This is a genomic window from Sebaldella termitidis ATCC 33386, assembly GCF_000024405.1.
GTDB lineage: Bacteria > Fusobacteriota > Fusobacteriia > Fusobacteriales > Leptotrichiaceae > Sebaldella > Sebaldella termitidis.
This window is the reverse complement of record NC_013517.1, coordinates 1,545,478-1,558,850: the sequence shown is the minus strand read 5'-3', so window position 1 is coordinate 1,558,850 and position 13,373 is coordinate 1,545,478. Positions and strand designations below refer to the sequence as shown.

At 36.9% G+C, this 13,373-nt stretch carries 4 protein-coding genes; 2 read left to right on the top strand and 2 right to left on the bottom strand.

Annotation, left to right across the window (positions count from 1 at the left end):
* Positions 1-358: 358 nt before the first annotated feature.
* Positions 359-877: a nitroreductase family protein gene (locus tag STERM_RS07220; protein ID WP_012860930.1), complete on the bottom strand. Its 519-nt coding sequence runs from the start codon at positions 875-877 to the stop codon at positions 359-361.
* A gap of 151 nt (positions 878-1,028) precedes the next feature.
* Here STERM_RS07220 and STERM_RS07215 point away from each other — a divergent pair, with 151 nt between their 5' ends.
* Both STERM_RS07215 and STERM_RS07210 read left to right on the top strand, forming a co-directional pair.
* On the top strand, positions 1,029-1,355 hold the full coding sequence (locus tag STERM_RS07215; RefSeq protein WP_012860929.1) for a winged helix-turn-helix transcriptional regulator: 327 nt from the start codon (positions 1,029-1,031) through the stop codon (positions 1,353-1,355).
* 51 nt (positions 1,356-1,406) lie between these two features.
* A complete protein-coding gene (locus tag STERM_RS07210; protein WP_012860928.1) occupies positions 1,407-1,982 on the top strand; it encodes a DUF4865 family protein in 576 nt (191 codons plus the stop codon).
* A gap of 85 nt (positions 1,983-2,067) precedes the next feature.
* On the opposite strand, the gene STERM_RS07205 is transcribed toward STERM_RS07210, so the two are convergent.
* Positions 2,068-13,137, bottom strand: a complete 11,070-nt coding sequence (locus STERM_RS07205; RefSeq protein WP_012860927.1) for an outer membrane autotransporter barrel domain-containing protein — start codon at positions 13,135-13,137, stop codon at positions 2,068-2,070.
* Positions 13,138-13,373: the final 236 nt, after the last annotated feature.

Genomic DNA, 13,373 nt, shown 5'->3' with positions numbered 1-13,373 from the left:
CTCAGCTTTTAAAATATTTTATTCACTTGATTATTTCTAATACTTTTAAGATTTTACTTTTTTTATCTTACTTATTTGATGTTGTACTTCTAAACTAGTTTACACTATTGTAAGTTATTAAGCTGACCAAATCTTTTCGTTTTTCATTTTGGAATAGTATCAAAAATTTAGACAGTTTTTTTAAGTTTGTTTTTGGAGAGGTTATACTAAAGCAGATAAAAAATCGAGAGAAAAATAGAAAAGAGATCAATTTTATGAGAAAAACATATACAGAAGAATATAAACTAACTCTTATTTTTACTGACTTCAACTAAAAAAAGGAAAATTATCATAAATAGCTTTCCTTTTTCTGTCATTATTAAAATTTATTATAAAAAACCATCTCATCAGGATTTTTTCTCATATCCTTATGTCTGTCCGGAGATTTTGCCTCTCCATCGGCATAACCTATTTCCAGAATATTTATTGCTTCCAGATTATCAGGAATATTAAACTCTTCTTTCAGACCGGCAGGATCAAAATATGTCATCCAGCATGTTCCGAGTCCCAGATTCTGAGCTGCCATCATCATATGATCTGTAGCTATAGAAGCATCTACATCCATCATATCTTTATTGTCATAAGGACGATGCCATACAGTTTCTCTGTCAGAGCAGACTATTATTACCAGCGGTGCCTTGTGATAGTTCGTTACCTTATTTAATTTCTCAAGCTTATTTTCATCCGTTAATACGAGAAATCTCTGTGGCTGAAAATTTTTTGCTGTTGGAGCTACCCATCCTGCTTCTATTATTTTTTTTATTTTTTCCTCTTCCACTTTCAAAGGCTTGTACTTTCTTACCGAATATCTTTGTCTTGCTAATTCATTAAAATCCATACTTTCCTCCTTATATAGTTATCTTATATTGACATCCTAACATAGTCAGTATATAATTACAAGTAGTTACATTTTCACCACATAATTACTTTATAAAAATTAAGTTTATTTTTTATACTTACTTACCAATAGAAACTATAGGAGGAAAAACGTGAAAAAAGAAGACTCTAAATGCATAGACAGTTTTCAGTGCAACGTAGAAAAAGCACTTAATATTATTGGAGGAAAGTGGTCATTTTTGATAATCAAGCATCTTTTTGACGGTACCATGAGATTCGGTGAAATACGAAAAGCTCTTCATAATATCAGTCCGAAAACATTAACCAGCTGTCTGCGGGATCTTGAAAAAAATGATATTCTTACAAGAAAAGTTTACCCTACTATTCCTCCGGCAGTAGAATATACATTGACAGAAAAAGGAAGAGATCTTAACAATATTATCAATGAAATGAAACTATGGGGTAAAAAGTGGACTTAATAATATCAGAAGAAAATAATACCAAATTCATTTTTCAGGAGTGTGATAGCAATGATTGGAATGCAGTATAAAATTAATCTTCCCGCTGATTATAACATGAATGTTATAAGAGAAAGAGTAAAAAACAACGGATATAAGACTGACGGGTTTCATTCCCTAAAGTTCAAGTTTTATATGATTACAGAAAAAAATATTAACGGAAATCTACAAAATTCTTATGCTCCTTTATATCTCTGGAAAAATCATTCGGGTATGAATAAGTTTCTTTTTGAAGGCTTCTATGATAACATACTGGAATCCTTCGGTTGGCAGCATGTGAATACAGGTATCCCGTTATTTTATGATTTCAGTGATGAAATTGCCAATTCAAAATATGTATTTGAATTAGTACAGTATATCAAGCCTTCCAGAAGTCTTATTTCCATAAAGGACCGTATTATTGCCGAAACTGCCGGCTTTAATAATCATCTGGGAATTTTTGCCCTTTATAATCCTGATTCATGGAAATTTTCCATTTTCTTGTTTACTAATAACGTCGACAGACTTTATCTGGAAAAAGGAACCTATTATGAAATACTTCATGTATCAGATGACGGTAAAAAATTAGATATTGAATCTTCAAAATAATATTCCTTTATAATAGTATCTTTATGATTTTTCATATAAAAAACCGGCCTGGTCTTACCAGCCGGTCTTTTATTTTTTACCATTATTAAAATATAGCTTTTAAAGTTACTCCTGCTCTGTAGTCATCTCTGTCATCATTTCCTGCTGTGTATTCTCCTGTCAGGAAAATTCCGTATCTGTCTTCTACTTCCACACCAATGCTTGCTCTTGTTCTGAATGTTCCTTTTTCATCCTGTGGTTTTGAAAGCTTGTGATAACTGTCCTCCACTACTATCAATCTTGCTTTTTCCCTTTCATTCAGGTCTGCAAGCTCGTATTCATATGCGAAGTCCAGAGTTCCTTTCACCTGCCATGCACTTTGTGCTCCCAAAGGTACAGCTGCTTTTAATTCCACCCCTGCTCTTGGTTTTACACTCCAAGCATCATTTCCTTCTACTTCAAGTCTTTCCAGACCGCTTTCACTAAATGACGGTCTTGTCATATACATTGCTTTCAAAGCTCCGTATGGAACTATACTCAGCTTTTTGCTAAGCTCAAATTCTCTTCCGAGTATATTATCCAATGTTACCGAATATGTTTCATATGATGCTTCAAGTTCGGAAGGAGCGTTATTTTCCCATAATATACTTCTCTCAGTATTATGGAAGCTTACCCTTCCTGTAAGGTCATTTCTCAGCTTCCATCCATTTGCAGCATACTTGTTATGGAATCCAAGCTGAATTGTCTCTGCTTTCTCCTCACTGTTTCCTATATCATCAAAATCATATTCTGTATGCATATACCCCAGAGAGTATCCGAATGTATGTCTGTATGTTCTTTCTACTTCCCTTAATGCCAGAACTCCTGTTGTAGTATAGTCATAACCTATTACACCGTCTGTTTCCTCTTTATTTTTACCTTTTCCTGCTATTACGTTTAATTTAACATTTTCTTTTGTATTGTTCGTAGAATTTGCCATTAAATCCAGTGAATTTTCAAATGCTCTTGCTATATCATATTCTCTCTGATTCATATTGGCATATATATCTCCGGCAAGGCTTGCCATTGCATTTCTAAAATCCTTTTCGTTTGTTATTGCGTCTATTTTTTCAAATATCTCTTTTCTCTCGTATTCTCCGGCTGGTGTAAGATATTTTTCATCCAGTGCACGTCCAAAATCTTCATACCATAATCCGCTTGTAAAATTATCATAATCTATCTTTTGTGCATATAAATCATATCCGTTTGTAGTATCCACAGGTGTAATTTCCCATGTCAGCGATCCGCTCTTTATGTTTGTCTTTCCATCTGTAAGCTTTATCTGACCGCCGGCAGTTATGGCATTTTCCAGCTTATATACATTCGCACTTGTTCCCTTTGTAAAAGTCGGCTTTATTATAATAGTATCATTTGCAGAAACTGTAAGATCGCCTTTTACATCCAGATAAGTATTATTTACCACAAACATATAATTTTCACCGATTGAATCTACATATGCCTCTGCTTTATGCGAAGTCAGATCAGGCTCTATTATCATATTAAATCCGTCTATAGTAAAGTTATCATTTACTTTTATTAATCCGGCATTTCTTATTGAAGGTTTTGTATATCCTTTTCCAGACTGCTGAACCAGATTCGAATTTACTGCTCCCGAACCTAATATTATATGTGCTGAATTATCTCCTTCGGCTATTGTAACACCGGCTGTATCCTTTTGCACTCCCACACTGTTTGCACCGTTTATTTCTATAGTTCCTTTATTATATAATACTGAACCGCTTGTCAGGAATACTCCCGTAGAATTATCCCCGTCCATTATTATTCTGCCTGTTGTATCATTGGTAATTGTAGCTCCTTCGGCAACTATTCCAGTTGAGTTATCTCCTGTAAGATGAATAGTTCCGCTGTTTATACCACTAGCACCAACTATATACATACCCTGTGCATTCTCTTCTGATGATACTATATCTCCCATATTTTTTATTACAGGGATCAGTGGATTTCCATCAGTTTTTCCGCCATAAATTCCTATTCCGTCTTTTCCTACTCTTACTACTGCTCCCGAATGATTCGTAACAGATGAATCTACCCCGTAAATTCCTACGGCATATTTATTTAGTGTAGGGTCGAACTTAGATACTATATCTGAGTGTCCTACCTGAATATTTCCATAGTTGTCTACAGAACCGCCGTTATTATATATCGCTATATTTCCTATATCTGCTGCAGATCCTGTACTTTGTATCGAAGCATAGTTGGCTACAGTTCCTCCCTCAGTATATATTGCTATATTTTCTCTTCCAAGCATAGTTATACTGTTATAATTCTGTATTACAGAATCTTTTGCATGGACATAAACACCGTTTGTATTCAGGGTAACTGCCCCACCTGTATTGGTAAAGCTGGAACCGGCAGTATTAAGCAGATATCCGAATGAATCGTTTCCTATTGATACTGTTGCTGTAGAATCATTTATAACTGTTACACCGTTTCCATAAACTCCTACAGAATTTCTCGAAGGATCAAATGCATCATCCACTGATATAGTACCGCTTATATTCAAGATTCCGCCGTTTGTATAGATTCCTGTTCCGCCTTTTCCTACACTAAGTGCTCCTGTTTGATTAATTGTACCTGTATTTGCTTTGTTATATATTCCCAGTGATTTGTCTCCCACTGTGATAATATTGGAATTTATTGTAGTCCCTGCTGTGTTGTCATAATAAATTCCCATACCTGGATCTTTTTCATCAGATGAAGGCCCTATTATTATGCTTCCTGTATTATTTATCTGTGCTGCTGTACCTTTTGAATATATTCCTATGGATTTATCACCTGAAAGATTTATGATTCCTGATGATTCTACATTTCCTGATATATTTTCACTGTAAATTCCTATAGCTTTGCCCTGTGTACTGCTGATAGTGTTACTGTTATCAATTCCCACACCGTTTTTCAGTGCAAGTCCCTGTGAATTCGCACCAATTGTAATAATTCCAGTATTTTTTATCTCTCCGCCGTCTTTTACAAAAACTCCAGCCGAGTTGTCTCCTACAGTTATTCCGCCGGTATTTATTACTCTGGCACCATTTTTACCGTAAATTCCCACAGACTTTATTCCAGATAATGAAATCTGTCCTTCGTTTACTCCTTCATAATTTGTATAGCCTCCTATAAATCCAGCGGATATACCGTCTAATGCCATTCCAGTCTGAGAAGTCGCTGATCCGTTTACTGTTACATTAGTACCATATCTTACTGCAGAATTAACAGCATTGATTCCTGTAGATGCATTCCCTGAACCCAGATTAACTGTATTTGCCGCTGCATTGCTAAAATCAAATACGCTGTTTTTTATTGCACCTAATGAAAATGTTCCTGTACTTCCGCCGTTTATTACTAAATTTGTTCCAAGCCCGTTTACTGCACCTGTTGATTCAAAGTTAAACAATACTGCGTCTGTACCTGTTATTAATGCATTTACTGGTCCGCTTACAGTTGTTGCTGTATTTCCTGCTGTATACAATCCAAGGGAATTATTTCCCGAAAGCTCAAGATTCAGTCCGTTTATTGTTACTGCAGAATCCTTGGCAAATATACCCACACCGTCTTTTCCTGTTTTCATTATACCGTTAACTGTCAAACCTGAATTATTGGTATAAACTCCTATACCGCCTTCAGATGCTGACATATCTATATTTGATCCTGACCCAAGAGTTACCTTTGAATCTGCCTGAGTAAGCAGTTTATTGTCCGCTATTATTCCATAAGCTTTCTTTGAGCCTGCCAGACCCTGAATCAATCCATGATTCTCCAGTTCTATTTTCTGATCTCCGTAAGTCGGTATATTTCCAGTATCAAGTGCATTTGCCCCGTACATACCTACTCCGGCTTCCCCTATTCTGACAGTTCCGCTGTTTACAGCGTATGAACCATTTGCACTGATTATTGCAATTCCGTCTTTTCCTGCTACTTCTATAACTCCTCCAGCGTTGTTGCTGATCTCTCCAAAATCAGCCACTATTCCCACACTTTTTTCTCCCTGCAGAATGATGCTTCCACCGGCATTAATTAACTTGATGTCACTTCTTAAAGCACCTGTGTAACTCTTTTGAGCTATTGCTATTTTACTCGGAGAATTGCTTGTCATATTAATCCCGGATTCAAGAGTAACATTTGATGATGAAAAATCTGTTCTGTTATAAGCATCATTAACATTATCAAGATCTACATTTTGGTTTATACTTAGTGTTCCTTTATTTACCTGTAATATTTTATAATCACTTACAGAACCTGCATCTATTGTTACATTAGTTGGAAGCAGCGGTGTTCCCCCGCCTCCAAGACTTGAAAGAAGCATTGTTCCTCCGCCTGTAGGCTCTAGTATCATCATTTTTGAACTTGAATCTGTAAGCTTTAGATTTAGTGTTCCTGTTCCGGTAAACATATTAGTCAAAAATGTTTTTATATCTGTAGGATTATTCAAACCTTTATAATAAAAGGCTGTTCCATTTGCTCCTATTTCCGCCGTAGCTGTACCGCTTACTACATTAAAGTGTCCTGTAGGATTATTTGACCCGTCCAGCGATGTATAAAAAGCCAGTGCTCCGTTACTTGCTTTTATATTTGTTCCGTTTCCGATATTTATTGTAGTATTTCCACCTGCTGCTTTCTCAGCATAGAGTCCTATACTTCCTGCTCCGCGTGCTTCTATCGTTCCCGAGCTTATTGTCGTAGTTCCTCCCGGATTAGTACTTGCATACACTCCCACACTTTTTTCACCGTCAACATATACAGAACCTGCTGTCATTGTGAAGTTTCCGTCTTTATTATATACACCTATTGAGTTATTTCCTCTCAGGTCTATTATTCCGCTGTTTTTAGCCGTAATTTTTGCACTTTCCAAAACCATTCCAAGTGTTTTTATATAATAATTCGATGAGCTGTCCTGTGCAGAAACAATGGAACCTGTATTTTCTATTTCCACAGTTCCTGTTCCTGATGATTTTCCGTATAATCCTAATGCTGATTCACCATTTAGAGTGATTAACCCAGTATTTACCGCTTTACTGCTGGCAGCTCCGGAAGTCATCGCATACATTCCCACTGCCTTTTCTCCTATTGTTATCTGACCGGAATCATTTAATGCCTCAGCACCGTCAGATACATATATTCCTGCGGCTTCTTTACCTATTGTTATTTTCCCCTGATTTGTTACTTCATATCCGCCTGCACTTGATGCACCCGCAGCACTTACTCCTGTCATTGCATTTTCAGTAATCAGCTGTGATGATGTTCCCAGTGTTATTTTTGATTCGGTAAGTCCCAGTATTGAACCTGTAATTGTTCCTGCTGACGGATTTCCCACCTCTATTTTATTATTTAAAGTTAATACTCTGTTCTTCCCTATATTCCCTACAGTAAGTATTCCCCCGTTTGTAACATTTACCTTTATATCCCCTGTATTAAATGCAAGGGTATTAGCTCCGCTGTTATCCCCTATTGAGTATATAGCAGATGCATCAGTGGTATTATTTCCGTTAAATTCCACTGTTCCCACTGCTGCATTAAAGTCAATATTTCCTTCAAGTGTATAAGCCACTGATTTTTCCAGAAGCTTTGTTACTCCGCCGCTGCCAGTTACTTTACTATTTTCTGCATAAATTCCCACTCCATTTTTGCCTACTTCTATTGTACCGCCGTTATTGGTAAGAGTTGAATTTTTTAGTGTTATTCCTATGCTTCTGTCAGTAACAGTATTATTTCCCATTATTATTTTTGATCCTGATCCTAAAACCAGATTTGAGTCACTTTGTGGAACTGCTGTATTATTCAGATAAATTCCATAGTTATTTTTTGAATCTGTCAATGTAATAATATTATTATGTGTAATATCTATTTTTCTTGTCCCGTAAGAAGCAGGGGTACCAGCTACGAAATCATTGGCTCCGTATATTCCCACTGATTCAATTCCGCTAACATTTATAGCTCCGTTATTAACAGTCACTGTATCGTTAGCCGAGAAAATTCCCAATGAACCTTCTCCTGTTATTCCGGGATTTGTCACTTCTATAGTACCTGTATTTGTTATATAGCCGTGATCAAGAGCCAAACCAGTAGATTTTTTACCGCTTAATGTAATTGTTCCGTTATTTGTTATTGAAACATCAGAAAGTGTTCCCGGATTTATCTGAGCTATTCCAATCTGACCGTCAAGAGCACCTGTTATATTATAACCGGAAGCCAGAGTTACCTTTGACTGTGACATTTCTACACCGTTATATGCATTGCCTGTACCTGTCAAAGCCACATTCTCATCTATTACCAGTTCTCCTTTATTTATAGATAATGTGTTATAGTTGCTCCCTGTTACTGTTACATTAGCTATCGAACTGCTCAGACTGCTTATGCTCGAAAGATTTATACTTCCTCCCGTAGGAGCATTCCATCTAATCAAATTCGATCCTGAATTCATAGTTATGTTTAATTTATTTCCCGAGCCAGAGCTTCCTACCAGTGAAGATAATTCAGTTGCTATATTCGAAGATGCTCCGCCCTCTATATAAAAAGCCATTCCGCCGCTGTTTATTGTAGCATTGGCAGAGCCTGTCATATACAGACTTCCTCTTCCCGTTCCCGCGGAAGGATAGTTATAAAACAGAAGTCCTGCATTTCCGATAACAAAATTTCCGCCTGAAATATTTATTGTTGATTTATCAGCATATAATGCAACTGATCCATTTTCCGCACTTATTGTTCCGTTGCTTATATTTGTAGTAGATCCTGATGTGGCATAAATTCCTACCCCTTTTTCAGATTTCATTGTTATTGCACCGTTTGAGAGAGCATATGTTCCTTCATTATATATTCCTGTTGACTCTTTTCCTTCTAGCTGGATAGTTCCGCCTGACTGGCTTCCGTTTGAAGAAGCCTTTATATACATTCCGGTTACTTTTTCATCAGGTGTTCCGGGAACTGTCTCATAAGATTTTATACTTCCCCCTGTAAGGAATATTCCGCTTCCTGCCCCTGTGGCTGCTGAATACATACCAACTGAACCTGTTCCCGCCAGAATATTTCCGCTGTTTTCAGCTGTCGTAGCTGCTCCTGTAGCGAACATTCCTACAGATGAATCACTTATAGTAAGTGCATTAGCTCCTGTGGCATTATTCAGTGCTCTCGCACCGTCTTTTACATAAATACCTGTTGAACCTTCGCCTGTCAGCTTTATATTACCGCTGTTTGTTATTTCTCTTGTTCCTGCTACAGAGCTGTCTTTTATTGATCCTGCTCCTATTCCTACCACACTTTTACCAGTAGACTGAAGATCAGAACTTGTACCGAGTGTTATTACTCCGCCTTTAGTTCCAAGAAGAGTCGCATTGTCTATTGCACCCAGATTTATGACCGAGTTATGTGTATAGGCCTTTTTCCCTACGCTTCCCAGTACAAAGCTCAGTGCCGAACCTCCGCCGTATGTTGTATTATCTATATTTGCAGTAGTTATATTAAATACTGAACCGTTTTCAAGTCCGAAAACCGCTCCTCCCTCTTCATAAAGTACAAATTTACCTGTTCCTGAATTATATTTGCTTGAACCTGCAAGATATATCCCTACTCCTTTTTCATAAATATCTATTGTTCCCCCGGTAGTAGAAATTTCTGTCCCGTTCTCTGCATAAATACCTGTTGTATTCTCTCCTGCTTTTATTTTTCCGGCAGCTATATTTATAAGAGCTTTGTCTGCGAATATTCCTACTCCGCTTTTAGAACCAGTCATATCTATATTTGAGCTTCCGTTTAATGTTATTAAGGCATCTGATTTGTTTGCATTATTGTTTTTTACATAAATTCCTATTCCGTCAGAAGTAAGTGATCCTCCGTATCTTATAGTCCCGTCATTAGTTATATTAATTTTTTGGTCGCCGTATGTCGCAGCTGAACCGCCGAAATTATTCGAACCGTAAATTCCTACTGAACTGTTTCCGGCACCGGATGTATTTACATTAATTATTCCGCTGTTTTTAGTGAGTGAACCGTTAGCCGAGAATATTCCTGTTGATTTATTTCCTGATATTGTTATAATTCCTGCAGCGTTATTTGTTATAGTTGCAAAATCTCCTGCTATACCTGTAGAGTCACTTCCCGACATACTTATAGTACCGCTGTTAGTCAGGTTTATACTTCCTACTGTTGCTCCATTATAACTTCTCTGTGCAATTCCGATCTGGTTGGAATTCGTTCCTGTTAAGGATCCTCCGCTTGATACTCCTACATTCGATGAAACAAAGTCTACTTTATCATAATATTTCCCTGCATAAGTATCCAGATTTACTGCATTGTTTATGTCTACAGTTGCTTTATTTATCAAGAAATTATTATACCCTGATCCGGTAACTGTTGTATTAGTTATTGAGCTTACAGAAAGCAATGTAGGCATTGCCGATGACTGAATCGGCGTCGACGGCGAATCCCACCCTACAAGGCTTGAACCTGATGCCATATTTAATGCCAGATTTCCCGAGCTTACCAGATTTCCAAGTGAAGCCACTGTTCCTCCTGAAAGATAAAATGCTGTTCCTCCGGAATTTATATTAGCTGTTGATGTTCCTGTTACGCTGAGATTTCCGGTACCGCCTCTGTAAAACAGAAGTCCTCCGTTATTTATTGTTGTTGAAAATCCGCTTCCTAATCCTACAGTTGCATTATTGGCATATATTGCCGCTGATCCGCTGCTTGCTGTTATTGTTCCTGAAGTTAAACTAGTCGTAGCACCTCCTGCAGCATAAATTCCTATTCCTGAATTAGAGACATTTATACTTCCAGCAGTCATATTAAATGTTCCTGCATTATACACACCAGTTGCAGTATTTCCACCTACTGTTATTGTTCCTGAATTTGTTCCGCTGGATGATGCCAATATCGCAATTCCCTGTGATAAATTTCTGTTTACTGTAATTGTTCCTCTGTTTGCCAAAGCTCCGCTGTTTGATGCCAGCATTCCTGTAAAAGCTGTCGTTCCAGTTCCTAATGTAATAGTACGTCCGGCATTTAGTTCCACAGAAGTCCCTGTACCATTAGACTGTATTACTGTATTGTTTGCTCCGCCACTACTTACACTTATATCTCTGTCCAATATAATTTTTCCAAAATCTGATCTGATTAACACTCCTCCTGAGGCGCTTGTCCCAAAATCCAACTGTTGAATATGAGTTCCTGTTAGAACCATATTATCTGTCTGTGTAGCAGCATAATCTTCTCTTCGTAAAAAACCTACTCCGTCTGTTCCGTTTAATACTATTCGTAAATTACTGACATTTCCTATAGGATCTGTAGAACCGTCAGGACGTATATACTGTGAAAAAGATATCCCAACATTTTTATCACCATTTACTCTTATAACTCCATTAGAGCCATTTATCAGCGAGTATCTGTAATAATCTGCTGTTATATCAGAATATCTCCCTTTCCCAATCAGATTCTGTACTCTTACCCCATAGTTTTGACTTCCGTTTATATTAATATTTCCAGGCTGTACCTCTACATTAGGATGTCCTGTGACAGGTTTCCCTGCTAACTCCCCTGCAGTATAAGTACCTCCTATTTGAGCTGAATTATAGTACGCTCCAAAATCAATCCCTATATTTTCTGAACCAGCTATAATTATAGTTCCACTGTTTCTTGTATAAGATCTGAAAGGAGATTGTGTCCCTTCCGAGTCTATCATTATAGCTATAGTCTGATTTCCACCTGTTATATTTATGGTACCAGTATTATCAAATGTAGATCTTGAAGTCAACATTGCGGCAGAAGTACCGCCTCCGTTACCAAATAATAACTGATGTTCTATTCCTACAAGTACACATCCTGAAGCAAGATTACAAGTAGCACTGTTTATACCATTCAAATTCAAAACTCCATTGAAATTCACTGTTCTGTCTGTTGTTTGAACCATATATGGATTATAGCTTACAAATCTTATTGTTCCATAGTTTCTATTTAAATTATTTACTGTATATGTTCCGTTTATATTTACATCTCTGTTATCCACGTGGTTTATAAATGCATCCTGATTTGCTGATATATTAGCACTTGCTGCTGTAGTTAAGGGGGTTGCTCCCTGATAATAAGTGATTGATCCGCTGAAATTACTTCCTCCGGAACTGTTTACAGTTATTGTGGTCCCCGCTGCATCATATCTGTCATAGTTATTAAATATTCCTGACGTTGACCCTGTATTATAGCTATAACCACTCGGTTGTCCAAATCCTGTTGGAACAAAAGTCAGATTAGGCGGTGTTGTAGTATTTGGTGTTGCAACATTTGGAGTAACCGGATTAAAAGCTACTGCCGTAACAGTAGGTGCTGTAGGCGTAGCAGGTGCCGAAGGCGCCATTATTTCCCCTACTACCGGTTCTTTTACCGTAGGTGCCGTAGGAACTGTTACTTCAAACGGAGTAATCGTAGGTGTCGAAATCGCTCCCGGTGAACTTGCTGTTATTGTTCCTATACTGATAGGATTTACTGTGGGTATCGAAATTGACGGAGTCGTTATTCCTCCGTATGTTCCTACTGATATTTCCGGAAGATCCTTTACCTCTGGCGGTGTTACATTCATTGTAAGCGGTGTCACTTCAGCCACATCTACATTTCCCACACTAAGGTTAATAGCTTCCTTTTTCATGTCTCTGAGCGTAATATTTACACCCATTCTTATTTCCTTACCCTCCTGAGGCGGCTGGTAGGCTTTACCAAATAATCCCGAAGTTCTTCCTGTTGCCACATAAACTCCGTTTGCATCATAATAACCGCTTGTACCATGTTCAGGATTAGAATGGTACAATGCATTTTCACCTGTATTATCTACATCTTTATTATATTCTTCATAATAACCGCTGAAAAATATCTGCCATTCCAGATATTCCGGCTTTACAATATAATCCCCCTGTACATAAAGATCTTTTAATTCTTTATTTTTTTTCTTTAGAATGTTTTCGATAAGTTTATAATTGTCTTTATTTGTTTTTCCAGTTTGTATGTTTTTAACTATACTATTATAAAGTCTGTCTGTTTTGGTAGTTGTCAGACTCTGATTTGTTCCAGTATAAGCTGTTACCAGTGTGTTTATTGCTAAAAAAGACATTAATAATCTTTTATTTCTTTTTGGTTTTTTCATATTTTCCTCCTTAGCTGTGCCTCTCAAATAGCCTTCCCCTGTTTATCAAAAAATATCCTTTCCTGATTTTGTTTTATAAATTATCTTTATAAATAAATCTATTTTTTGCTATTTTAAGAAAATCATGCCTTACTTTACTAAGGATCAGTCTAAATATTTCTAAAATAAAATTATTATTTTGTGTATATTAAATTAATCAAACAAATATTTTAACATTATTGATAGTTATTTTCAGT

What these genes read in the sequence shown, in the direction of transcription:
- STERM_RS07220 (WP_012860930.1), bottom strand. Translation starts at nt 877, where the DNA reads ATGGATTTTAATGAATTAGCAAGACAAAGATATTCGGTAAGAAAGTAC.
- STERM_RS07210 (WP_012860928.1), top strand. Translation starts at nt 1,407, where the DNA reads ATGATTGGAATGCAGTATAAAATTAATCTTCCCGCTGATTATAACATG.
- STERM_RS07205 (WP_012860927.1), bottom strand. Translation starts at nt 13,137, where the DNA reads ATGAAAAAACCAAAAAGAAATAAAAGATTATTAATGTCTTTTTTAGCA.